The sequence below is a fragment of the Streptomyces sp. NBC_00582 genome (assembly GCF_036345155.1).
Taxonomy (GTDB): domain Bacteria; phylum Actinomycetota; class Actinomycetes; order Streptomycetales; family Streptomycetaceae; genus Streptomyces.
In genome coordinates, this window is record NZ_CP107772.1 from 1,182,610 (window position 1) to 1,205,519 (window position 22,910).

A 22,910-nucleotide genomic window follows, 5' to 3' on the forward strand; every position below is an offset into this window, starting at 1 on the left:
CCCGAGTGGTTCCGGTGGCGGAAGTCCCCGGATCGCGGGTCCCTGGACGAAACAGGTGCGACCAGAGAGCGGGAGACCATGGAGCGGAAGCGCGAGCGCCTCGGGACGCCCCGGGCCGCCGGGATCGCCGGGGTCGTCTTCGCGGTCCTGATGGGCCTGGCGATCGTCCTGGTGCGGCTCGCCCTGCCCGGCGGGGCCGGCGGCCACGAGATCACGGTCGACGCGGCCCAGCGCAGCACCGTGCGGACGGCGCTGGAGCTGCTGCCGTACGCCGGGATCGCGTTCCTGTGGTTCATGGGCGCCCTGCGCGAGCAGGTCGGGGAGGCGGAGGACCGGTTCATGGCCACGGTGTTCCTGGGCAGCGGCCTGCTCTTCGTCGCCACCCTGTTCGGGTGCGCCGCGGCGGCGGTGACCGTGCTCGACGAGAACCAGCAGGACGCCCCGTTCGGCCGTCACTTCGCCTACACCCTGCTCACCACGTACTCCCTGCGGATGGCGGCGGTGTTCATCCTCACCACCTCCACCATCGGCCGTCGGCTCGGGGTGCTGCCGCGCCCGCTCGTCGTCATCGGTTTCGCGGCGGGCCTGATCCTGCTCGTCGCCGGGGCGAATCTGCCCTGGTCGGAGCTGGTCTTCCCGGCCTGGGCGCTGATCGTCTCGCTGGACATCCTGCGGGCGCGTCCCCCCGTGACGGGCCGGCCGGCCGCCTCCCCGTGAGCGGGCCGGCCGGGGCCCTCACCCGAACGGGCCTCTCCTCGTCGCCGCCCCGCCCGCGGCACCCGAGGCTGGAGTGGGGGCCGACAGGGCCGTAGGAGAGGACCGATCCCGTGCCAAGGATTGCCGTCGATCTGAACCGCTGTCAGGGCTATGCGCAATGCGCGTTCCTCGCCCCCGAGGTCTTCGTCATGCACGGCGACGAGGCGCTGCTCTACGACCCCCAACCCGGCGAGGAGCAGCGGGAGAAGCTGGCGCAGGCCGCCGCCGCCTGCCCGGTGCAGGCCGTCCTGGTGGACGCCGTGGACCCACCGGCCGCGGCAGACGAGACGGCCGGGGCGGTGTCGGGCCGATGATCGGTGACGGGTCGTTGGACCGGTTCCGGCGCGAGGGCCGGGTCGTCGTGGTCGGCGCCTCGCTGGCGGGACTGCGGGCCGCGGAGACCCTCCGCGAAAAGGGCTTCGCGGGCTCCCTGACGATGATCGGGGACGAGCCGCACGAGCCGTACGACCGGCCTCCGCTGTCCAAGACCGTGCTGCTCGGCGGGGCGACCGCCGAGCGCACCGCCCTGCCGAGGCTGAAGGCGGTCGACGCGACCTGGCGGCTCGGCGTGGCCGCGGCCGGTCTGGACATGGCGGGCCGGCGGGTGCGGCTCGCCGACGGCGACGAGGTGCCGTACGACCGGCTGCTGATCGCGACCGGTGTACGGGCCCGGCCGTGGCCGCGCGAGGCCGAGGCGGAACTCGGCGGGGTGTTCGTGCTGCGGACCCGCGACGACGGCGCGGCGCTCGCACGGCGGCTGGCCGCGGGGCCGAAGCGGGTGCTGGTCGTCGGGGCCGGGTTCACCGGCTCGGAGATCGCCGCCGCGTGCCGTGAACGCGGCCTGGCCGTGACGGTCGCCGAGCGCGGGGCGTCGCCCCTGGTCGGCGCGCTCGGCGGGGTGGTGGGCGCGGTCGCCGCCGAGCTGCAGCGCCGGCACGGGGTGGATCTGCGGTGCGGGGTGACGGTGACCGCGCTGGAGGGCGACGCCTCGGGGCGGGTGCGGGCCGCGCATCTGGCCGACGGCTCCACCGTGGAGACGGACGTGGTGGTCGTCTCGCTGGGCGCCACCCGCAACACCGAGTGGCTGGCCGGCTCCGGACTCGGGGCGGGCCCGCGCGGTATCGCCTGTGACGCCGGCTGCCGGGCCTTCGACATCCGGGGCATCGTGACCGACGACGTGTTCGCGGCGGGCGACGTCGCCCGCTGCCCGCACCCGCTGTTCGGCTACCAGTTCCTGTCGCTGGAGCACTGGGGCAACGCCGTCTCCCAGGCGCGGGTCGCCGCGCACAACATGCTGAGCGAGAGCACCGACCGGATCCCCCACATGGAGGTACCGGCGTTCTGGTCCTCGCAGTTCGGGGTGAACATCAAGTCCGTCGGGGTGCCGTCGCTGGGGACGGAGATCCTGATCGCCCAGGGCTCGTTGGAGGAGCGCCGGTTCGTCGGGGTGTACGGGTACCAGGGCCGGGTCATCGGCGCGGTCGCCTTCGACCACGCCCGCTGGCTGCCGTTCTACCAGAAGCTGATCGAGACCACCGCCCCGTTCCCGCCGGAGTTCGCCACGGTCGACCGGCGCTCGGAGGGGCAGCGGCCGCTCGACGCGGACTTCCCCGACCCGTCGGTGCCGTCCCACGGCCCCACGGTGACCCTCAGCGGGTACTCTCCGGCCGACCGCCGGATGACGTTCACCCCCGCGCACTGACCCGCCACGGCCACGAGCCACGAGGACGCGCCATGACGCCATCGCTGCTGCACCAGATCCTGGACTACGCCAACCGCGCCGATCCGTACCCGATCTACGAGGAGCTGCGCAGGACGCCGGTCCATCAGGAGCAGGACGGACCGTACGTCGTCAGCACCTACCACGAGATCCTCGGCCTGCTGCACGATCCCCGGGTCAGTTCCGACGCCCGCAATCTGGCGCAGGTAGCCCACGATCCGCTGGCCGAGCCGGACCAGCAGGAGAGCGCCCTGCCGCCGAGCTTCCTGCGGCTCGACCCGCCGGAGCACGACCGGCTGCGCCGGATGACGAACCGTCCCTTCGGGCCGCCCCGCTCCCCGCACCGGGTCGACGGGATGCGCGGCGAACTCCGTGACATCGTCACCGGACTCATCGACGGCCTCGGCGAAGCCGACCGCTTCGACCTGGTGGACCGGTTCTCGTACCCGTTCCCGGTGACGGTGATCTGCAGGCTGCTCGGGATCCCCCGCGAGGACGAGGCCCGCTTCCACACCTGGGCGGACGCCATCGCGGCGAGCCTGGACCCCGACCCGGACGCGGATCCCGCCGAGCGCGGCAGGGGCGCGCACGACGCCCGGATGCAGTTGGGCACGTACCTGGCCGGGTTGATCGAGGAGCGGCGCAGGAACCCCGGCGACGACATGCTCTCCGCGCTGGCGACGGCCCGGGGCGAGGACGGCTCGATGACCACCATGGAGCTGCTCAGCACGGCCGCCCTGCTGTTGATCGCGGGCCACGAGACCACCGTCAACCTCGTCACCAACGGCATGCTGACCCTGCTGCGCCACCCCGACGTGCTCGAACGGCTGCGGGCCGACCCCCGGCTGGCCGTGCCCCTCGTGGAGGAGCTGCTGCGCTACGAGCCGCCGGTGCAGCTCGTGCCGCAGCGCGTCACCCTCGCCGACATCGAGGTGCGGGGCGTCACCATCCCCAAGGGCGCCTCCCTCTGGCTGGTGCTGGCGTCCGGCAACCGGGACCCCCTGCGGTTCGAGAACCCGGACCGGTTCGACCCGGACCGCCGGGACGTCCAGCACCTCGGCCTCGGCAGCGGCATCCACAGCTGCTTCGGCGCGCCCCTGGCCCGCCTGGAGGCCCAGTTCGCCCTGTCGGAGCTGGCCCGCCGGCTGGAGAACCCCCGCCTGGTGGAGGATCCCCCGCCGTACCGCCAGAACGCGGTCCTGCGGGGGCCCCGCCATCTGCACCTCGCCTGCGACGGGATCCGGGCCTGACGCTCTCGGTCGGCGCCGAACTGCTCGCGGGCCCGAATACCCGCATGCCCGAGAGGGTGCTGTTCTGCGATCATGCCGGAATGTTCCCGTCCCTCGAACACCTGGTCGTCCGGCACACGTACCGCCTTCCCGCCCCCGCCGGCCCCGCCGGCCCCGCCGGTGACGGAGGCGTCGCGGCACGGCAGTTCGACGCCGCCCTGATGTCGGTGGGCTTCAAGCTCTCGGCGGAACTCCTCGCGCATCTGTCGGGGCTGACCGAGAGGACGGTCCTCGACACCGCCGAACGCACGCTGAAGACCGTCCGGGAACTGGTCGGCGATCACGTCCGGCACAACGTCCACTTCATCGACTTCCCGGCCAACGTGCCCGGCACCTACGACTTCTGGGCGCGCTGCATCACCGAGGCGCTCGCCGACGACGCGTCCCGGCAGAGCACCCTCGCGCAGCTCGGCACGGGCGTGATCGACCTGCTGACCCTCCCGTCGTACGGCCGGTACCGGCACGCGTACGAGGAGATGCTCGCCGCGCACGACGAACTGATCGCCGCCGCGGGCGACCGTCTGACGGTGCTGCACCTGGGCGGGGCGGAGGAGGACGAGGTCACGGCCCTGTACCTGGCGCTGGCCGGCAGTGTCACCCCGCTGGGCGAGACGGGGCTGCGGGACCTCGGGGTGCTCGCCGGGCACTGCGTCGCGGGCCCGCAGCCCGAGGCGATCCCGGTGCGGGAGAACCGCGCCGTCGTCAACCTCGCCCGGCTGCGCGCCGGCGGGGACCCGCTGCTGGACACGGTCACCGACGTGCTCCGGCTGGCCTGTGCGCTGTCCGGCGGTGACGTGACCCTCGCGGAGCCGACCCGGTTCCGGTCGCCGTCCCGGCCGGTGCGACGCGCCCTGCTCGCCGGGCTCGACGCGGTCGTGGCCGCGGCCCCCGCGAAGCTGGCCGATGTCCTGGCGCACCGGGAGGCGTTCAAGCGTCTCGGCGAGCGGCTCCATCCGCACGAGTACCCGCACTGGAGGCACGCCGCCGACGTGTTCGCGGTGGCCCGGGGCGAGAAGGAGGCGCGTTCCCTCGACAGCCGTGTCGAGGAGCTGCTCGGGGCGCGGGACGTCGTCGCGGCGGCGGAGTCGCTGACCGCCGTACCGGGCAGGCTGCTGCGGTCCCTCGACCGTCTGCTGCGGTCCTGCCGCGGTCAGGACGAGCGCGACGCCGTGGTGGCCGTCGTCGAGCGGGTCGCCCCACGGGTCTCCGGCCGGTTGCTGCTGTCGGTGCGGGAGCACCTCCACAACCGCTCGGAGGAGCCCGCCGCGAGCCGGGTCTTCGTCAACCGCATGGGCCGCGGCTGGGTCACCGCCGACAACCGCCCGCCGGTGGGGGCGGCGGAACGCGCGCGGCTGATCGAGGTCCTGGACGGTGAGACGCGCCGTCGCCTTCCGCGGCCGGGGCACCTCCTGATCGACCCCGACGTCCTCGACGTGGCGCTCCCGCTCAGCGGCAAGGCGACGGCGGCCGGGCTCGGCGTGCTGCCGCGCGGCTCCCTCTCCCGGGTCGACGGGGAACTGCTGCGGTTCTTCGTGCACTGGAAGCAGACCGACCGCTCGACGGACTTCGATCTGTCCGCGCTGCTCCTGGACGCCTCCTACGAGAGTCTCGGCTGGCTGTCGTACACCCAGCTGACGCAGGTGGAGGGTGAGCACTCCGGGGACATCACCGACGCGCCCGACGGGGCCTCGGAGTTCATCGATCTGCGGCTCGGGGCCGTGCGCGGTGACTACATCGTCCCGCAGGTGCACATCTTCTCGGGTGAGGGCTTCGAGGAGGTCGAGGAGTCGTTCTTCGGCTTCATGCTGCGCGAGGCGGCCCAGCGGGGCCGTCCGTTCGAGGCGCGCACCGTGCGGATGAAGTCGGACCTGCGCGGACCGGGGCGGGTCGCGCTGCCGCTGGCGTTCGTACGGGACGGTGACGGGAGTTGGCACGCGAAGTGGCTGCACCTGCATCTGAAGGGCAGGGTGGCCGTCAACCGCGTCGAGGACAACCGCCTCTCGGTCGCGACGCTGCTGCGGGGGGTCGTCGAGCGGGACCACCTGACGGTCCGGCACCTCATCGGCCTGATGGGCGACGGCACCACGCCCACCACGCTCTGGGACGGCGGGACGGTCCCGGACGGACCCGTCACGTACGTCGGCCTGGAGCGCCCCCAGGGGCTGCACCCGGATTCCGTGGTCATCACCCGGGAAAACCTGCGCGACCTGATCCCGGCCTGACTGCTACCGTGGCGCTCGGGCGAGGCCATGAACGGGCTTCCTTCTCATCACTCTCCCTGATTCCAGTCCGTTCGCTCTCCTCCCCCTCGACATCGCGCCCGGGTGCCGGTACGGCACCCGGGCGTCGTCATGTCGTCAGTGCCGCGGGCGGCCCCGGTGGGGGGAGGCCGTGAACGGGGCGAAGGTGTGGCTGAAGTACCAGGTGTCCTGGGCGATGCCGGAGCAGGAGTCGGAGCCGCCGGTGCCCACGCAGCCGCCGTTGTCGCGCTGGAGCGCCCAGAAGGAGAGGGTGTTGACGCCCTGGGCGGCGGCCCACTTCTCCACCGTGACGGCGTCCTCGGTGGTGAACGTCTCCTCGGGGCCGTAGTCGTCGATGCCGGGCATCTCGATGACGCCGATCATGTTCCAGAGCCGGGCGGAGCTCTTCTTCGGGTGGAGTGCGGCCAGTTGGGCGTGGAGACCGGCGGCGGCCGTACGGGTGTCGGCGGCCATGTCGTGGGTGGCGCCGTCGTAGTAGTCGAAGGTCATGAGGTTGACGACGTCCACCCGGGCCCCGTTGTCGAGGGCGTTGCGCAGCACGGCCAGCCCGTTGGCCTCGAGGCCGGTCGGGGAGGTCGGCAGGGTGTAGGAGAACTGCACGCTGCGGCCGGTGCGTTCCGCCCAGCGCTCGACCTTGGCGATCGCCTTGTTCCGGCGGTCGATCCCGGCGGCGTTGTCGATGGAGTCGCCCTCGACGTCGAGGTCGATGCGGGTGATGCCGTACGTGGTGACGAGGCTCTTGAAGACGGCGGCGATGGCGTCGGCGTCGGTGCAGCTGTCGGCCAGTTCGGTGCCCGTGGTGTCCGCGGACCAGCCGCCGAAGGAGGGGACGGCGTTGCCGCCGCGGGCCTGCAGCGCGGCGATGTCACGGCCGAAGGTCTCCTTGGCGACGGGCTGGCCGGGCTCGCCGTTCCAGTACGCGGTGCACGAGCCCGGGGTGGCCGTCTGCAGGAAGGCCAGCGTGAGGTACTTGTTGCCGGACGCGGTGGCGAGCGCGGCCGGGCTGTCCCCCGTCCACGCCTCGAAGTAGGGCGCCGAGACATGGGCCGGCATGGGCCGGGCGGGGGCCGGGAGCGCGGCCGGCGCGGCGAGTGCGGCGCCTTGCCCGAGGGCCAGGAGTCCGGTGGACAGGGAGAGCACGCTCAGACAGGACAGCAACGCACGCAGAGAACCAGGTCGTCTCACTGACGCTCCCAGGGGGAAGGGGCGGTCCGGGGCAGGGCCGTGGAGAACCGGAGCCCGCGGGGTGAACAGCGACCATCGTTGGACTAGACCATTTAACTGTCAAGGTTCTTTACAATCATCTGACCACCCCGGGGTCCGGCCGTATCGCCGCGATGACGACGACCGCGTGCACACGGTTCACGAGCGGGACGGCCGCAGCGTGGCCATGGTCGGACCGTTCGGGCGGACCGTGATGCCGAAGGTCGCGCCGCTGGGAGGCTGATGGAGCGTCACTTCATGGGCCGGGAGGAGCAGTTCGAGGAAGACCGTGGACTCGCGGAGCGCGAACTGCAGGCCGAGACAGGCCCGAGGGCCGATGCCGAAGGGGAGGTAGGCGCCCGGGTGGGCGGGGCGGCCGTCCGGGGTGGTGAAGCGGCGGGGCTCGAACTGCTCCGGATCCGCCCAGAGTTCGGGGTCCCGGTGGGTGAGGTACGGACAGACGAGGACGTCGGTGCCCGCCTCGACGGTGTGGTCCGCGAGGAGGTCGTCCTCGGCGGCGTGGCGCGGGAGGATCCAGGCGGGCGGGTAGAGCCGGAGCGTCTCGTGGACCAGCGCCTGCACGGCCTGGCGGCGCTGCGCGGAGCCCTCCGCACCGGCGGCCAGCGCCTCCTCACGGGCGTCCGGACGCCGGTCGAGGAGGAGGTGGAGCCAGGTCAGGGTGGTGGCGGTGGTCTCGTGGCCGGCGACCAGGAGCGTGACCAGTTCGTCGCGGATCAGCCGATCGGTGTACTCCGGGCGTTCGGCGGCGGCGTCGAGCAGGACGTGCAGCAGGCCGGGCCCGTCGGGGCCCGGCACCCCCTCGCGGGCGGCCTCGATGGCCCGCCGGGCGACCTCGTCGATCCGCGCCAGCTCGGCGGCCACGGCCTCCCGGGCGTCGGTCGCGTCGGCGGGCAGGGTCGGCAGGGCCGCCGCCACGGTCTCCACCGCGGTCAGTTCGCGCGCGGTCCCCTCGTCGAGGGGGTGCCCGGTGAGGGAGCGCCAGATGGCGTCCAGGGCGAAGCGGCGCATCTCCTGCCCGAGGTCGAAGGTCTCCCCGGTTCGGGCGTACGCGGTCCAGCGGGCTGCGACGGTCCGGGCGGCCTCGGTGATCCGTTGCTCGTAGCGCCGCATCCCGGTACCGGTGAACTGGGACTGCAGCAACCGGCGTTGCCGCTTCCAGGCCTCACCACTGGCGGAGAGGACACCGTCGCCGACCAGCAGACGGGCCCGGTGCGAGCGCTTGACGTACCGGTCCGGTTGCCGGGCGAGGACGTGCTGGACCGCGTGCGGGTCGGTGACGAGCACGGTGAGCCCCGGCCCGAGCCGGAACCCGGCGATCCCGCCCAGCGCCTCCCGCACCCCGGACAACAGGTCGACCAGTTGCCCTCCGTCCGCATGCCACCGCGCCACGAGCCCCGGATCGGCCTCCGGGACGGGGCGCCCCGCCCCGGGAACGTACGGAAGGGGGTGGAGACCTGTTGTGTTGTCCACGTTCCTTCTCCTGGTCGACCGCTGGACTCATGCCGGTGCACCGGCACCACGGACTGTACGGGAGAAGGCACATGGGGTCACAACCGCGCTACGCGATGTCGTACGCCTCGGGGTCGAAGTGCGCGAGCCGGCGCCGCAGCCGGCCCGTCGACCAGGGCCAACTGAAGCTGTTGAGGCCGTTGCCGTCGAGGTAGTAGCTCGAACAGCCGCCCGCGTTGTAGACGGTGGAGGGCAGCGCCTGCTGGACCTCCGCGCCGAAGGCGGCCTGGACTTCGGGGCGCACCTCCAGGGTGGTCCGGCCGGTCGCGCGAAGATGCCGTATCGCCCCCGTCATATGGGCGAGTTGGGCTTCGAGGATGGTGTACGCCGAGGAGTGGCCGGTCCCGAGATGCGGGCCGAGCAGGAGGAACGCGTTGGGGAAGCGCGTGACGGTGGTGCCGAGGTAGGCGTCGGGGCTGCCTTTCCAGTGGTCGTCGAGACTCACCCCGTCGGCGTCGACGACCCGTCCCGCGATCGGCATGTCGAGGATGTGGAAGCCGGTGCCCAGGATGATGGTGTCCACGTCCGCCGTGCTGCCGTCCGCACCGATCACGCGGTGGCCGTCGACGGCCCGGACGGCGGTGGGGTGGACGGTGACGTTGGAGCGGGTCAGGGCCGGATAGTAGGTGTTCGACAGCAGCAGCCGTTTGCAGCCGAGGGTGTAGTCGGGCGTCAGGGCCCGGCGCAGTCGAGGATCCCTGACGGAGGCCCGGAGATGGAGCGCGCCCACCTTCTGCACCGCCCGCAGGAGGGACGGGTGCCGGAAGCCGATCCCGAGGGCCTCCAGAGCGGCGTACTCGGCGCCCCGCAGGGCTCGCCCGGCCATCGGAAGGCTGCGCAGCAACCGGCGTTCGGCGTGCGGGACATGGTGGTCGGGCTTGGGCAGCACCCATTGGGCGGTGCGCTGGAACAGGTGCAGCCGGGCGACCCGCGGCTGGATGGCGGGCACGAACTGCACGGCGGACGCCCCGCTGCCGACGACGGCGACGCGTGCGCCGGTCAGGTCGTGGTCGTGGCGCCAGCGCGCGGAGTGGAAGACCTCGCCGGGGAAATCGGCCAGCCCGGGGATGTCGGGGAGCAGGGGTTCGTGCCAGGGTCCCGCCGCCGCGACGAGGAAGCGCGCGAGATACGGGCCCCGGGTCGTCTCGACCCGCCAGCGGGCCTCCCGGGGGTCCCACCGCGCGCGGATCGCCTCGGTGCCGAAGCGGATGAGGGGCGTGATGCCGTACGCGGCCGCCGTGTCGCGGAGGTACGCGCGGATCTCGGGCTGGCCGGCGAAGGCCCGGGTCCATTCGGGGTTCGGCGCGAAGGAGTACGAGTAGAGGGCGGAGGGGACGTCACAGGCGCACCCCGGGTAGGTGTTGTCCCGCCAGGTGCCGCCCAGGTCGTCCGCCTTCTCGACGAGGACGAGGTCGCGCACACCGGCCCGGCGCAGCGCGACGGCCGCCCCGATGCCGGACAGACCACTGCCGATGATCAGCGCCTCGACGGAGCGCGGCCGGGGGCTCGACACGGTCGGGGGGCGCTCGGAGTGCGGCATCTCGGGCTCCTGTCCGGGCGTCGGCATCTCAGGCTCCTGTCCAGGCGTCGGGACGGGTGTCGGGACGGGCATCGGAGCGCGGGTCGGCGTCCGGGGCGGTCGGGGCGGTCGGGCGGAGGCGGTCGCGGACGAGCGCGCGGGTGGTCCGCAGGGACATCTCCAGGACCGTGAGCCGGCGCCGGGGATCCATGAAGTTGCCGCCCATTACCTCCAGATCGGCCGGAGTGGGTTCGAGGCGGACGACCTCGGTGCCGACGGCCCGCAGCGCGGCGCACTCCGCGTCGAGGGTGCGGGTCATGACCCGCCGCAGCAGCGCCTCCGCCCGGCCCAGCCCTCGGCGCGGCCCCGGGGACTGCGAGCTCATCGGGGCGATGACGTACACCTCGTCGAGGCCCGGGGGAACCAGGAGGTCGGCGGACGCGGTGGACAGGATGCCGCCGTCGGCATACCGGCGGCCCCCGATACGGACGGGCGGGAACCAGCCGGGGACCGCCCAGGACGCGCGCAGTGCGTCGCGCAACGCGACCGGCGGGGTGTCGGGGTGTCCGAAGACGGTACGGCGTCCCGTGTCGAAGTCGGTGGCCACCAGCCAGGTCGCCGGATGCGGGACCCAGCCGCCGTCGGGGGCGAGGCCGTCGGCCAGGGCCGCCAACCACCCGCTGTCGCACCGCCCTTGGGGCAGCAGGCCGGAGAGACCGGCCAACGGCGGAGCCGAACCCCGCAGGGCGCGGCGCGCCAGCTCGGGTGATCCGGGGAAGAGCGCGGGCCGGGGCGGGAGCGCCCGGGGCGGGCCCGCGAAATGCCGGACCAGCTCCGGGCGGGCGTCCTTGTCCGCGAGCTGCGCGGCGAGCAGTTCCTCGACCGCCACGCCACCGCCGAGCAGGGCGGCCAGCTCGGCCCCGGCGGAGGTGCCGACCAGCACCTCGGCTCGCCGTGGGTCCCATCGCAGCGCCCGCTGGAGCGAGTGCAGGGCGCCGACCGTCCAGGCCGCGCCGAGCGTTCCGCCGCAGCCGAGCACCAGTCCACGGGAAGGGGTCGTACGCGCGCCCGTCGGGGTCACTTGGGTTCTCCGCCCTCTTCGACTCTCCGGGATACCGTCGAGATCCGGATACTAGCGGTATCCGAGAGCGCGGGAACAGCCTTCGGCGGAGTTAAGATCCGAGGGCATCCGGAAGCCTGGGAGAGGGAGCGAGACATGGCCCGTCTCAGCCGCGCCGAGAGCCAGGAACGCACGCGTGAGCAACTCGTCGCCACCGCACGGGAACTCTTCCTGCGCGACGGCTACGGCGTGACCTCGATCAGCGACGTCGCCGAGACGGCCGGCTACTCCAAGGGGGCCGTCTACTCCAACTTCCGCAGCAAGGGCCATCTGTGTCTGGCCGTCCTCGACGACATCCGCGCCCAACAGCTCGCGCTGCTCACGGAATCCGTGCTGCGGGACCCGGGCGCCGACGACCGTCTGGCGGCCTTCGCCGCCTGGAGCGAGGCCCACATCGGCGCGGAGACCTGGACCGTGCTGGAGGTGGAGTTCCTCACCGCCGCACGGCACGACGAGGAGCTCCGGCGGGAGATCACGGCCCGGGTCACAGCGATCCGCGAGGCGCTCGCCCTGCTCATCGACGCGCTGGCCCAGGAGCTGGGCACCTCACCGGCCATGCCGCCCGAGCAGGCCGCGATGACCCTGCTCAGCCTGGGCATCGGCCTCGGCCTGCAGCGCGTCGCCGACCCGTCCGTCCCCACGGCCGTTCTCACCGACACGCTGCGCCTCGTCCTGCGCCTGGACCGGTAGCCACCGCGCCGCGCCCGAGCGCGCGTGACCGAGCAATCAGGCCCCTTGTCAGGGCGGGCCGACCCCTAGGGGTGTTTCGAAAGTCCCGCACAGCACCCGCGGCGCCCGGCACGTACGCGCGCCGCACCGGCCGAAACCCCAAGTACGTCCAGTATGAGGGGCTTTCGTCCGGCACGCCGAGAGCACGCACCGGACACCGCGGGCACCGCACAGGACTTGCGAAGCACAGGACTTGCGAAACACCCCCTAGGACCCCTTCCCCGACGCGTCGTCGAGGGCGCCTCGCAACGCCGTCAGTCCTTGCCCGAGGAGGGTCTTCTCGAGGCTGTGGTCGCTCTTGCGGCCCGTCCGCTCGCCCTGGGCGAAGCCGTCGGTGTCCACGACCTGGCCGCACCACTCCCCGTTCCCGACGGCCTGTCCGTCGAACGGCACCACCGCGCCCTCCCCCAGCGAGACCCACCGCTTGTCCTCCCAGCGCAGGGCGAGGACATAGGTGTGTCCGGGCACGACACGCGGGGCGTCGCCGGTGAGCTCCGGGATGCGGGTCCTGCCGTCGGACCGCAGCACGTTCCAGCCCAGGCCGATGTAGTCCAGGGTGGACCCCACCGTGGGATGGGACCGTGTGGTGGAGGTGAACGGCTTGTCCTGCACCTCCAGTTGGACGGTCCGCTCCAGCTCGTACCGGTACGTCCCGGCCTCCAGCTCCTCCCGGCCGCTCTCCCGCTCCTCGACCGCCCGGCCCACGACGACGACATCGGCGTACCGCACCCAGTCCTTCGCCGTCTCCGACGGATAGCGATTGACCGCGACCCCGCATCCGTTGACCGTGTCGAGACCCGGCCAGCCGATCAGCACGCCCGCGACCACGCCGATGGCCGCCGCGCCCGCGACGACCGGACGACCTGTCAAACGGGCCGGTAAAAAGTTTCTTCGCACCCGATGATCTTGAAGTGTGCGCGATCGCGCAGCCGTGACGCACATCACTTTTCCAGTCACAGCCCTGTCACAGCCCGGGGTGCCGGGGTCATCTGTCCGCATCGCGGGGCCGAATGACCAGCCCAAACGGGTCGTGGACGGGTACGCACGCCTGGTAGGAAGGGCAGATGACCTCGCATGATCCCGACCCCTTGGAGCGGCTTCTCGCGGAACGCGCCTGCGAGCGGCTGATTCTCGAGTTCGTCCGCCGTCTCGACCTCGGCGATCCGAGCACCGTCTGCGACCTCTTCACCCCCGACGGCACCTGGGAATGGCCGCACGACTCCCGGCGCGTCGAAGGCCGCGAGGCCCTGCGCGCGTACTTCGGCTCCCGGCCGGCCGATCGTCTCTCGCGCCGCGTCTGCACCAACATCCTCGTCACCGTCGACTCCCCCGAGACGGCCACGGCCACCACCTACTTCGCGACGTACCGGGTCGACGGCCACACCGAGGGAACGTTCGTCGCGCCCCGTCTCCCCGCCAACATCGGCCATTACGAGGACACCTTCCGCAAGGCCGACGGCACCTGGCTCCTCGCCACCCGCACCCTGCACCTCGCCTTCGGCGGCCCGACGGAACGCCTCACCCCGCTGGACCGGCCTGCCTGAGCGGGGTTGGCCGCGCCGGCCGCCGCGGCCGTGGCGAGGGCCCGGCCACGGCGGCGCGAGGTCACTGAGCACTGGCCGCCGGTCGTACGACGAGTTCGTTGACGTCGACTTCCCTCGGCTGGCAGAGGGCGTAGGCAACGGCGTCCGCGACGGCGGAGGCGGGGAGGGCGACCGCACGGTAGGCCTTCATGGCCTCGCGGGCGGCCGGGTCGGAGATGCCGTCGGCGAGTTCGGACTCCGTGACGCCCGGGGAGACCAGGGTGACCCGGATGTCCCCCGCGGACTCCTGGCGCAGCCCTTCCGTGATCGCGCGGACGGCGAACTTGGTGGCGCAGTAGACGGCGGCGGTGGGCGAGACCTCGTACGCGCCGACGGAGGCGACGTTCACGACGTGTCCGCCGCCCTGGGCCCGCATCACCGGCAGGGCGGCGGCGACGCCGTGCAGCACACCACGCACGTTCACGTCGATCATCCGGTCCCACTCGTCGAGCTTCAGCGCTTCGAGCGGCGAGAGCGGCATCACCCCGGCGTTGTTGACGATGACGTCCAGCCGGCCGTAACGGTCCCGGGCGGCGGCGACGAAGGCGCGCACGGCGGCGGCGTCCGTGACGTCCAGGTGGCGGAAGGCCACGGTGCCGCCCGCCTCGGTGAGCTCCTTCGTGAGCGTCTCCAACCGGTCGGTGCGGCGCGCTCCGAGGAGGAGGCGGTGGCCGTCGGCGGCGAGCCGGCGTGCGGTGGCCTCTCCGATGCCGCTGCTCGCTCCGGTGATCGCGACGACCTTGGACGCGTGAGTCATGCCTGGTACTTCCGTTCCTGAGAGCACATGGGGTTGCCGCACCGAGTCTGGACAGGCCGCGGAACACCAACCAGGACCTGTGCTGCCTGGGTGCGGCACACCCGGGCAGGGCGCCGCCGGGAGGCCTAGGGTGCGGACATGGCCGACAACGCTCTGGGAGAGTTTCTGCGCGCCCGGCGGGCGGTCCTGCGACCGGACGAGGTCGGCATGGCCGCCTACGGGGTGCGCAGGGTCGCCGGGCTGCGCCGCGAGGAGGTCGCCGTCCTCGCGGGGGTGAACGCCGACTACTACGCCCGCCTGGAACAGGGCCGTGAACGCCGGCCGTCGGCGCAGGTGCTCGACGCGCTCGGCCGTGCCCTGCGGCTGGACCCGGACGCGCAAGCCCATCTGCACCGGCTGGCCGGGACGGCCCCCGCCGTCCCGCTCGGCCACACCACGGACCGGGTGAGCCCCGCCCTGCGCCGGCTCCTCGACGGCTACCCCGGCTCCCCGGCGTACGTCGTCAACCGGACCCTTGACGTGCTGGCCGCCAACGCCCTCGCCGAGGTCCTGCACTCGCCCTTCGAGGAACTGGACAACCTCGCCCGGATGACGTTCCTCGATCCGGCGGGCCGCCAGTTCTACACCCGGTGGGGCGGGACGGCTCAGTCCGTCGTGGGCCATCTGCGCGAGGCGGCCGGCTTCGAGCCGGACAGCGCCCGGCTGCGCGAACTCGTCCGTGTTCTCTCGGCCCACAGTTCCGACTTCGTCCGTCTGTGGAACACCCACGCCGTGCGGGGCAAGACCCAGGAGGCCAAGCACTTCCTGCACCCCGACGTCGGCCCGCTGACCCTCACCTACCTCGCCCTCGACGTGCGCGACTCCCCCGGCCAGCAACTCATCGTCTACCAGGCCGAACCCGGCGGCCCCGACGCCGAGGCCCTCACCCTCCTCACCACCCTGACCCCTTTCGTTCCGCAGGCCGACTTCGAAGCCTGATCCCGGGCCCGGTCAGGGTGGGCGAGAGAAGTCCGCGACAAAGTCCGCGAAAAAAGCTTCGGCGCGGTGTCAACCCAAGGCGTCCCCCGGGGCGTACAGACCGTGAAGCGTGATCACCAGCGGGGAGCCCCATGACCGTCGAGGAGTTCAAGGAGTTCTCCGCGCGCTGCCGGCAGACCCTGGTGGGGCAGCTCCATCGGCCGCGCCGGCCCTGACGACCACGCTCCCCCCGGGCTGACCGACCGAAGTGCGAGTACCTCGAGCCCACCGAGCAGGAGTGGGACGCCTTCCAGCAGCACTTCGAGCTCCACAAGCGATCGTGCGGGGCAGTACGGGGGCGCCGTGGGAGGGGGACGCTGCGACTGCGCCACCCGGGGGAACGCGCGTCCATGCGGGTGGCAATCGCGGTCGCGGCAAACCGACTCCGGCCTGACCGGCGTTGTACAGGGCACCTCCTCCACCCGTCAGGGAAAGGCCGTTCCATGCGCCGTACCACTCTGCTCGCCGTCGCCGCCCTCCTCACCGCCGCCGCGACGGGATTCCTCGCCACCACGGCGATCCGCAACCGCTGACCGCCGCCGTGTGCCCGCCGGGCCCGCTCCGCCGTGTGCGCGGGGTGGGCCCGGCGTCATCCGCGGCGCGCGACGGTGATGGCTTGGGGCCGGCGTCCGTGAGCGGGCTGCGGTCCCCGTCGCCGTACCGCTCCGCCACGACCGGGCCCGCATCCGCCGGGAACCGGGACGGCGCCCGCCGTCCGAGGAAGCGCAGGGACGCTCCGGCTCCGGTGCGGGCGTGGCCCAGCGGGGCTGGGGGGAGGGGCCTCACAGAGCCGACCGGTGGGCCCGTGCCCTGCGGGCTGAGGGGGCCCTCGGACGAGGCCGCGGGAGCCCCTGCCCGGGGCGCCCGGTGATGCGATCTTTCCTGTGGACTCGGGCCCGCGTGGGATGGCAGCGTGGGGCCATGACCAGCGATGCGAGCGGGGCGAACCCCGTGGACCAGCCCGGAGCGGGCGTCGAGCCCCTGCGCTACTCGGCCTTCACCCATGATCCGGCGGGCGGCAACCCCGCCGGGATCGTGTTGGACGCCTCCGGGCTCGACGCGGCGGCGATGCTCGCCGTGGCCGCCCGGATCGGCTACTCGGAGACGGCCTTCGTCACCGGGCGCGACGACGCGGCGCGGCGCTTCAAGGTGCGCTACTTCAGCCCGCTGGACGAGGTGGCCTTCTGCGGGCACGCGACGATCGCCCTCGCGGTCGCCCTCGCCGAGCGGCTGGGCCCCGGCGAGCTCGTCCTGGACACTCCGGCGGGCGAGATCGCCGTGGCGACCGGGGTGGACGACGGGGGCGCGGTGCTGGCCACGCTCACCAGCGTCCCGGCCCGCTCCCGCCCCGCCTCCGACGCCGAGCTGGACGCGACGCTCAAGGCCCTGGGCTGGTCGGCCGACGACCTCGACCCGGCGTTGCCGCCGCACGTGGCGTTCGCCGGCAACGACCACCTGGTGCTGGCCGCCGCCTCCCGCGCCCGGCTGGCGGACCTCGACTACGACTTCGACGGTCTCACCGAGGTCATGCGGCGGCACGCGTGGACGACCGTCCACCTGGTGTGGCGCGAGTCGCCGGAGCACTTCCACGCCCGGGATCCGTTCCCCGTCGGCGGGGTGGTCGAGGACCCGGCGACCGGCGCGGCGGCCGCGGCCTTCGGTGGTTACCTCCGCGCCCTCGGGCTCGTCACCGCCCCGGCGAGGATCACGATCCGTCAGGGAGAGGACATGGGCCGGCCCAGCGACCTGCTGATCGACGTGGACCCCGAGTCCGAGCGGACCCGGGTCACCGGCCAGGCGGTGCCGATCGGCTAGCGCGGACACGGCCCAGGACGGGAGTCCCCCGCACGCGGGATCGCCGGCGTTCCCCGAGGCGGAGCTGAAGGAGATCCTGCGGCTGCTGGGGACCGTGCCCACGCCGGTGTGCGTCCATCTGGAACGGCCCGCCGTGCTCCGCGAGATCGCGGAGCGCGCCGCCGCCCTGAGCGTCGGACTACGGCGCCTGCGACGCGGCCCTGCTGGACGTGCCGAACGACACCGAGGGTCCCGTCTTCCCCCACGGCCACGGCATCGACGTGCCGTGGGGGGCGGGACGCCGTCCGGTCAGCGGGCGGCGAGGAGCTGCAGGGTGTCGATGACCCGGTGGGAGAAGCCCCACTCGTTGTCGTACCAGGCGACCACCTTGATGTGGCGGCCGTCGACGCGGGTGAGCTCCGAGTCGAAGATCGACGAGGCCGGGTTGCCCGTGATGTCGGAGGAGACCAGGGGGTCCTCGGAGTACTCGAGGATGCCCGCGAGGGGGCCCTCGGCCGCCGTGCGGTAGGCGGCGAGGACCTCGTCGCGGGTCACGTCACGGGCGACGGTGGTGTTCAGCTCGACGATCGAGCCGACCGGGACGGGCACCCGGATCGAGTCGCCGGACAGCTTGCCGTCGAGGTTCGGCAGCACCAGGCCGATCGCCTTGGCGGCGCCGGTCGTGGTCGGCACGATGTTGACGCCGGCGGCGCGGGCGCGGCGGGGGTCGCGGTGCGGGCCGTCCTGGAGGTTCTGCTCCTGGGTGTAGGCGTGCACGGTCGTCATGAAGCCGTGCTCGATGCCGGCCAGCTCGTCGAGCACCGCGGCCAGCGGGGCGAGCGCGTTGGTCGTGCAGGAGGCGTTCGAGACGATCGTGTGCAGGTCCGCGTCGTAGGCGTCGGTGTTGACGCCGTAGGCGAGGGTGACGTCGGCGCCGTCCGAGGGCGCGCTGACGAGGACCTTGCGGGCGCCCGCGTCAAGGTGGGCGCGGGCCGCCTTGGCGGAGGTGAAGCGGCCGGTCGCCTCCAGCACGATGTCGACGTCGAGCGCGGCCCACGGCAGCTGCGCCGGGTCGCGCTCGGCGAGCACCTGGATCCGGTGGCCGTCGACGACGAGCGCGCCGTCCTCGACGGTGACCGGACGGCCGAGGCGGCCGGAGGTCGAGTCGAAGGCGAGCAGTCGGGCGAGGGCGGTCGGCTCGGTGAGGTCGTTGACGGCGACGATCTCGAGGTCGGTCTCGCGCTCCAGGAGCGCGCGCAGCACGTTGCGTCCGATGCGGCCGAATCCGTTGATGGCGATGCGAGTCATGAATCGTGTCCCTTCGAGTCGCCCCCAGCCTCGCCTGCGGCGGCCGCCCGCGGCCGGGGCGAGAGCGCCATGGTTCGCAAGGATCTCGCCAGTGGGGGTGGGCCGCGCTATTCGCCCCGGGTGAAGGTGCGCCGGTACTCGCTGGGGGTGGTGCCGAGGATCTGCTGGAAGTGCAGCCGCAGGTTCGCGCCGGTGCCGAGTCCGACGTCGCCCGCGATCTGCTCGATGCCGCGCTCGGAGCGTTCCAGCAGCTCACGGGCCCGGTCGATCCGGGCGCGCATCACCCACTGCATGGGGGTGTAGCCGGTGTCCTCGACGAAGCGGCGGGAGAAGGTGCGCGGCGACACCGCCGCGTGCCGGGCGAGGGTGTCGAGGGTGAGGGGTTCGTCGAGGTGGTGCAGGGCCCATTCGCGGGTGGCGGCGAACCGTTCGCCCAGCGGTTCGGGCACGCTGCGCGGCACGTACTGGGCCTGGCCGCCGCTGCGGTAGGGCGCCGCGACCAGGCGCCGGGCGGCGTGGTTGGAGGCGGCGACGCCGAGGTCGCCGCGCAGGATGTGCAGGCACAGGTCGATGCCGGAGGCGGCGCCGGCCGAGGTGAGCACGCTGCCCTCGTCGACGAACAGGACGTTCTCGTCGACCCGTACGCGCGGATGCCTGGCCGCCAGGGCGCGGGTGTAGTGCCAGTGGGTCGTGGCGCGTCTGCCGTCGAGGAGGCCGGTGGCGGCCAGCGCGAAGGCGCCGGTCGAGATGGCCGCCAGCCGGGCGCCGCGGCTGTGGGCGGCGAGCAGCGCGTCGACGACCTCCGGCGGCGGGTCCTCGCGGTCCGGGGACCGGTAGCCGGGGAGGAAGACGGTCTCGGCCCACTCCAGGGCCTCCAGACCGTGGGCCACGTGGTACGACAGCCCGTCGCCCCCCGCGACCAGGCCCGGTTGTGCCCCGCACACCCGGACCTCGTAGGGCATGCTGGCGCGGGTCGTGAACACCTGCGCGGGGATGCCGACGTCGAGCGGCTTGGCGCCTTCGAGCACGAGGACGGCGACGCGTCGGAGGCGGGAGGGCGGCACGCCGTACAGCCTACGGGTCGGGCTTCGGCGGTCACGTCCGGCGGTGGGTGTCCGAGCGGCGCAGACGGAGGGTGAGGATCTGGAAGGGGCGCAGGGTGAGGTGGACCGCGCCGTCGGTGAGGTGGTGGCTCGTCGGGTCGGACAGGGGGCGTTCCAGCAGGTCGGTGGTCTCGGCGGAGGCGAGGGGGAAGCCGGGGGTGAGGGTGGCGCGGGCGCGGACGCCCTGGGACTCGTAGAGGCGGACGACGATGTCTCCGCTGCGGTCGTCGGCGAGTTTGACGGCCTCGATCACGACGTCCCGGTGGTCGACGGTGACCAGCGGGGCGACCGGGGTGCGGCCGGGCCGGGTGCGTTCGGGGAGGTTGAGGCGGTAGCCCTCGCGGACGGCGTCGGCGAGGTCGGCGCCGATCAGCAGGGCGTAGCGCAGACGGTGGACGCCCTGGTCCTGGTCGGGGTCGGGGAAGCGGGCGGACCGCAACAGGGAGAGGCGGACCGTGGTGGTGGTGCCGCCGTCGGGGCGGACGTCCCGGGTGACGTCGTGGCCGTAGGTGGAGTCGTTGACGAGGGCGGCGCCCCAGTCGCGTTCGCCGACGTGGAGGAAGCGGTGGGCGCAGATCTCGAACTTGGCGGCGTCCCAGCTGGTGTTGGTGTGGGTGGGGCGTTCGACGTGCCCGAAGGGGATCTCGGCCGTGGAGTGCGCGGCCCGCACGTCCAGCGGGAAGGCGGCCTTGAGGAGCTTCTCGCGTTCGTGCCAGTCGACGACCGTGTCGACGAGCAGGCGTCGGGAGCCTGTCGGCAGGGTCAGGGTCTGCTCGATCCGGGACGACCCGCCGGGTCGTCCTCGGCGGCGAGGCGCTGCGCGGCATCGAGCCCATCCTGCTCGAGGAGATCGACAGCGCCGTCAACCGCACCTCGGTGGCCCGCTCCATCCGCCGGGTGGCGATCGAGCAGAGCGTCATCGGCGACACGGTGGGGGCGATCGGGGCGGCGTCCCTGGTGCTCCACGGCAACTACGCACCGGGGTGGCGACTGCTCACCGACGGGGCGGGGTGAGAACCGGGCACCTCTCGGCCGGGGGGGTCGGCAAGGGTGGGCCGACGGGGGGGCGGGTCGGCGCGGCGCCGCCCTCCGGCGTGGGGGCGGCGTGGCCCTCTCCTCGGCTCGGGTCGGCCACCGAGGTCACTCCCGATGGGCCGAGATCGGCGCGGTGCCGTCCTCCGGGCCCGGCCGGGGTCGGCCTGGTGCTGCCCGCCGACTACGGTCGGCCCACCAGGGTCACTCCCGATGGGCCGAGATCGGCGCGGTGCCGTCCTCCGGGCCCGGCCGGGCGGCGTGATGCTGCCCAGCCGGGCCCGTCGGCCGTCGGGGGCAGTTCTGTAGGGCGTTCGGGCGCCGGGTCAGGTCGGCGGGGGCGGGGGTGGCGGTGTGCCGTCCTTCGGTGGGGGGCCGTCGGCGGGGCCGCCCGGGTGGCGCAGGGCGCAGAAGAAGCCGATACCGAGGGCGACGGCCATGCCGTAGAAGACCCACTGGTTCGCCTCTGCGAAGTCCATACGGATCGCGGACATGGCGTCCCGCATGGTGGTCGCGAGCGGACCGTCGCCGGTGGGGGTGCGGGCGTCGCCGTTGCCGGTGATCGACTGCGTCACGTCCTGGGCCACGGAGTGCGCGGTACCGGACGGGACGCCGCGGGTCTCCAGGGTGTCCACGACGTGGTCCGTCATGGAGTGCGTCAACAGGGTGCCGTAGACGGCGAGACCGACACTGGCCGCGTAGTTGCGGACGGTCTGGGTGATGCCGGTGACCTCGCCGTAGGAGGCGTCGATGGCGCGGTTGACGGCGTCCGTCGAGGCCGGGGCCAGGATGAAGCCGATGCCCGCGCCGGCCAGTGCGGCGTAGGGCCACTGGTCGTGCATGGAGAGGTCCGTCAGTTTGCCGGCCCACAGCGCGAACCCCACGGCGCCGACCGCGCAGCCGGTCTTCAGCGCCGGGCGGGCGCCCCGCCGGTCGAGGATGCGGCCGCCCCACTGGGAGGCGACGGCGAACCCGACGAAGAAGTACAGCAGGTACAGGGCGGCCTGGTTGGGCGAGGCGCTCAGGGAGACCTGGGCGTAGACGGACGCGAAGAAGAACACCGGGACGAAGGCCAGCATGGCGAAGAACAGCACCAGCGCGTCCACGGTGAAGGCGCGGTCGCGGAAGACCGCGAGGTCGATCAGCGGGTGGCGGGTGCGCAGTTCGAGACGGCAGAACACCCACAGGACGGCGAGGCCGCCGAGGACGCAGACCCAGGTCGCCGCGCTGTCCCAGCCCCAGGCCGAGGCCTGCTGGAAGCCGAGGACGCTCGCGCCCATACCGACGGCGATGAGCACGGCTCCCCTGACGTCGAGGGGCTCGTCGCGGCGCCGGTCGGAGATGTGGGCGAGCGCGGTGAGGATCAGCGCGACGAGGGCGACGGGGACGTTGACCCAGAAGATCGCCCGCCAGGTCCAGTCGGTCAGCCAGCCGCCGAGCAGCGGGCCGAGGGCGGTGAGGGCGCCGGTGACGCCGAAGAACAGCGCGAGGGCCCGCCCGCGCCGCTCGACCGGGAACACCGCGACCACGACGGCGAGCGCGGCCGGGAAGAGCAGCGCCGCGCCCAGGCCCTGGGTGGTTCGGAAGACGACGAGCCAGGTGAGCGCGGAGTCGCCGGTGGGCACACAGCCGCACAGCACCGAGGAGATCACGAAGATCAGCGTGCCCGCGACCACCACGCGGCGCGGGCCCCACAGGTCGGCGAGACGGCCGCCGAGGGCGAAGAACGCGGCCAGGGCGAGCAGATAGGCGTTCACCACCCACCGCATGCCGGAGCTGGACAGTCCGAGTTCGTCGACGATGTCGGGCGCCGCGATCGACACGATGGTCTGGTCGATGAACGTCATCGCGACCGCGAACATCATGGCCGCGAGAGCCAGCGGCTGGGAGGCCGCGCGTCGGGCACCGAGCGCGCCCTCGCCACGTCGGGTGTGGGTTCGACTCACCCGGCCAGTCTGCGACGGCCGGCACGGGGGCGCACCCCGAGGGCGCGTGACGGGCGGCCGGGCGCGTGACGCCTCGCGGCCCGGTGGGCGGGGTTCCGGGGCGCGTGCCGGGCAGCGGCCGCCGGTTCCCCGCGGTGCGGCGAACGACCCTTGAGAATACGGCAGTTGAACACTTGGCGCGCGGCCCCGCAGCGCATGCGGGCGTCCTTACGCTGACGCGCGTGCGAGATCCACTACAGCCGG

The 22,910-nt window shown here is 73.2% G+C and carries 18 protein-coding genes and 2 pseudogenes; 10 read left to right on the forward strand and 10 right to left on the reverse strand.

The features are described 5' to 3' along the window. Positions 1-78: 78 nt before the first annotated feature. The 5 genes from OG852_RS04735 (at position 79) to OG852_RS04755 (ending at position 5,987) form a co-directional block, all read left to right on the forward strand. A complete protein-coding gene (locus OG852_RS04735) occupies positions 79-717 on the forward strand; it encodes a hypothetical protein (protein ID WP_330347173.1) in 639 nt (212 codons plus the stop codon). 110 nt (positions 718-827) lie between these two features. Further along, a complete protein-coding gene (locus OG852_RS04740) occupies positions 828-1,070 on the forward strand; it encodes a ferredoxin (RefSeq protein WP_330347174.1) in 243 nt (80 codons plus the stop codon). Beyond that, positions 1,067-2,458: an NAD(P)/FAD-dependent oxidoreductase gene (locus OG852_RS04745; RefSeq protein WP_330347175.1), complete on the forward strand. Its 1,392-nt coding sequence runs from the start codon at positions 1,067-1,069 to the stop codon at positions 2,456-2,458. Before OG852_RS04740 ends, OG852_RS04745 begins: the two co-directional genes overlap by 4 nt. A gap of 32 nt (positions 2,459-2,490) precedes the next feature. After that, a complete protein-coding gene (locus OG852_RS04750; RefSeq protein ID WP_330347176.1) occupies positions 2,491-3,726 on the forward strand; it encodes a cytochrome P450 in 1,236 nt (411 codons plus the stop codon). 44 nt (positions 3,727-3,770) lie between these two features. Further along, a complete protein-coding gene (locus OG852_RS04755; RefSeq protein ID WP_443064501.1) occupies positions 3,771-5,987 on the forward strand; it encodes a hypothetical protein in 2,217 nt (738 codons plus the stop codon). 168 nt (positions 5,988-6,155) lie between these two features. Here OG852_RS04755 and OG852_RS04760 read toward each other — a convergent pair. From OG852_RS04760 to OG852_RS04775, 4 genes and pseudogenes are all read right to left on the reverse strand, one after another. Beyond that, positions 6,156-7,211, reverse strand: a pseudogene (locus tag OG852_RS04760) (chitinase); the annotation flags it as partial. A gap of 177 nt (positions 7,212-7,388) precedes the next feature. After that, positions 7,389-8,720 (reverse strand): cytochrome P450, encoded by a 1,332-nt coding sequence (locus tag OG852_RS04765; RefSeq protein ID WP_330347177.1) that lies wholly within the window; start codon positions 8,718-8,720, stop codon positions 7,389-7,391. An 88-nt stretch (positions 8,721-8,808) separates the two neighbouring features. Then, complete coding sequence (locus OG852_RS04770) at positions 8,809-10,326, reverse strand: flavin-containing monooxygenase (protein WP_330347178.1); 1,518 nt, start codon at positions 10,324-10,326, stop codon at positions 8,809-8,811. A 1-nt stretch (position 10,327) separates the two neighbouring features. Continuing rightward, positions 10,328-11,359, reverse strand: coding sequence for a patatin-like phospholipase family protein (locus OG852_RS04775; protein ID WP_330347179.1), 1,032 nt, complete (start codon positions 11,357-11,359; stop codon positions 10,328-10,330). 135 nt (positions 11,360-11,494) lie between these two features. On the opposite strand from OG852_RS04775, the gene OG852_RS04780 reads away from it, so the two are divergent. Then, positions 11,495-12,088, forward strand: a complete 594-nt coding sequence (locus OG852_RS04780; protein WP_330347180.1) for a TetR/AcrR family transcriptional regulator — start codon at positions 11,495-11,497, stop codon at positions 12,086-12,088. 246 nt (positions 12,089-12,334) lie between these two features. Here the strand turns inward: OG852_RS04780 and OG852_RS04785 are convergent, their stop codons facing one another. Further along, on the reverse strand, positions 12,335-12,997 hold the full coding sequence (locus tag OG852_RS04785) for a hypothetical protein (protein ID WP_133916701.1): 663 nt from the start codon (positions 12,995-12,997) through the stop codon (positions 12,335-12,337). A gap of 194 nt (positions 12,998-13,191) precedes the next feature. Here OG852_RS04785 and OG852_RS04790 point away from each other — a divergent pair, with 194 nt between their 5' ends. Next, a complete protein-coding gene (locus OG852_RS04790; protein WP_133916700.1) occupies positions 13,192-13,671 on the forward strand; it encodes a nuclear transport factor 2 family protein in 480 nt (159 codons plus the stop codon). Between the two features lie 61 nt (positions 13,672-13,732). On the opposite strand, the gene OG852_RS04795 is transcribed toward OG852_RS04790, so the two are convergent. After that, complete coding sequence (locus tag OG852_RS04795; RefSeq protein ID WP_330347181.1) at positions 13,733-14,467, reverse strand: SDR family oxidoreductase; 735 nt, start codon at positions 14,465-14,467, stop codon at positions 13,733-13,735. 138 nt (positions 14,468-14,605) lie between these two features. On the opposite strand from OG852_RS04795, the gene OG852_RS04800 reads away from it, so the two are divergent. Then, entirely contained in the window at positions 14,606-15,445 is an 840-nt protein-coding gene (locus OG852_RS04800) for a helix-turn-helix transcriptional regulator (RefSeq protein ID WP_330347182.1), read from the forward strand. A 960-nt stretch (positions 15,446-16,405) separates the two neighbouring features. Further along, positions 16,406-17,299, forward strand: a complete 894-nt coding sequence (locus OG852_RS04805; RefSeq protein ID WP_330347183.1) for a PhzF family phenazine biosynthesis isomerase — start codon at positions 16,406-16,408, stop codon at positions 17,297-17,299. Between the two features lie 288 nt (positions 17,300-17,587). Here the strand turns inward: OG852_RS04805 and gap are convergent, their stop codons facing one another. The 3 genes and pseudogenes from gap to OG852_RS04820 all read right to left on the reverse strand — a co-directional run. Further along, entirely contained in the window at positions 17,588-18,586 is a 999-nt protein-coding gene (gap, locus tag OG852_RS04810; protein ID WP_133916696.1) for a type I glyceraldehyde-3-phosphate dehydrogenase, read from the reverse strand. A 107-nt stretch (positions 18,587-18,693) separates the two neighbouring features. Then, positions 18,694-19,650 (reverse strand): GlxA family transcriptional regulator, encoded by a 957-nt coding sequence (locus tag OG852_RS04815; RefSeq protein WP_133916695.1) that lies wholly within the window; start codon positions 19,648-19,650, stop codon positions 18,694-18,696. A 31-nt stretch (positions 19,651-19,681) separates the two neighbouring features. Then, positions 19,682-20,488 (reverse strand): annotated as a pseudogene (locus OG852_RS04820) (glycoside hydrolase family 38 C-terminal domain-containing protein); the annotation flags it as partial. Positions 20,489-20,565: 77 nt separating this feature from the next. On the opposite strand from OG852_RS04820, the gene OG852_RS04825 reads away from it, so the two are divergent. Further along, on the forward strand, positions 20,566-20,703 hold the full coding sequence (locus OG852_RS04825; RefSeq protein ID WP_330347184.1) for a hypothetical protein: 138 nt from the start codon (positions 20,566-20,568) through the stop codon (positions 20,701-20,703). A gap of 344 nt (positions 20,704-21,047) precedes the next feature. Here OG852_RS04825 and OG852_RS04830 read toward each other — a convergent pair whose 3' ends face one another. Further along, positions 21,048-22,586 carry an MFS transporter gene (locus tag OG852_RS04830; protein ID WP_330351395.1) on the reverse strand — a complete coding sequence of 513 codons (1,539 nt, stop codon included), beginning with the start codon at positions 22,584-22,586 and terminating at the stop codon, positions 21,048-21,050. Between the last annotated feature and the right edge of the window lie 324 nt (positions 22,587-22,910).

Bases quoted from the DNA above. Each gene is read 5' to 3' on its own strand.
- OG852_RS04735 (WP_330347173.1), top strand. From the start codon at position 79: ATGGAGCGGAAGCGCGAGCGCCTCGGGACGCCCCGGGCCGCCGGGATC.
- OG852_RS04745 (WP_330347175.1), top strand. From the start codon at position 1,067: ATGATCGGTGACGGGTCGTTGGACCGGTTCCGGCGCGAGGGCCGGGTC.
- OG852_RS04750 (WP_330347176.1), top strand. From the start codon at position 2,491: ATGACGCCATCGCTGCTGCACCAGATCCTGGACTACGCCAACCGCGCC.
- OG852_RS04755 (WP_443064501.1), top strand. From the start codon at position 3,771: ATGCCCGAGAGGGTGCTGTTCTGCGATCATGCCGGAATGTTCCCGTCC.
- OG852_RS04770 (WP_330347178.1), bottom strand. From the start codon at position 10,326: ATGCCGACGCCCGGACAGGAGCCCGAGATGCCGCACTCCGAGCGCCCC.
- OG852_RS04780 (WP_330347180.1), top strand. From the start codon at position 11,495: ATGGCCCGTCTCAGCCGCGCCGAGAGCCAGGAACGCACGCGTGAGCAA.
- OG852_RS04790 (WP_133916700.1), top strand. From the start codon at position 13,192: ATGACCTCGCATGATCCCGACCCCTTGGAGCGGCTTCTCGCGGAACGC.
- OG852_RS04795 (WP_330347181.1), bottom strand. From the start codon at position 14,467: ATGACTCACGCGTCCAAGGTCGTCGCGATCACCGGAGCGAGCAGCGGC.
- OG852_RS04800 (WP_330347182.1), top strand. From the start codon at position 14,606: ATGGCCGACAACGCTCTGGGAGAGTTTCTGCGCGCCCGGCGGGCGGTC.
- OG852_RS04805 (WP_330347183.1), top strand. From the start codon at position 16,406: ATGACCAGCGATGCGAGCGGGGCGAACCCCGTGGACCAGCCCGGAGCG.
- gap (WP_133916696.1), bottom strand. From the start codon at position 18,586: ATGACTCGCATCGCCATCAACGGATTCGGCCGCATCGGACGCAACGTG.
- OG852_RS04830 (WP_330351395.1), bottom strand. From the start codon at position 22,586: ATGATGTTCGCGGTCGCGATGACGTTCATCGACCAGACCATCGTGTCG.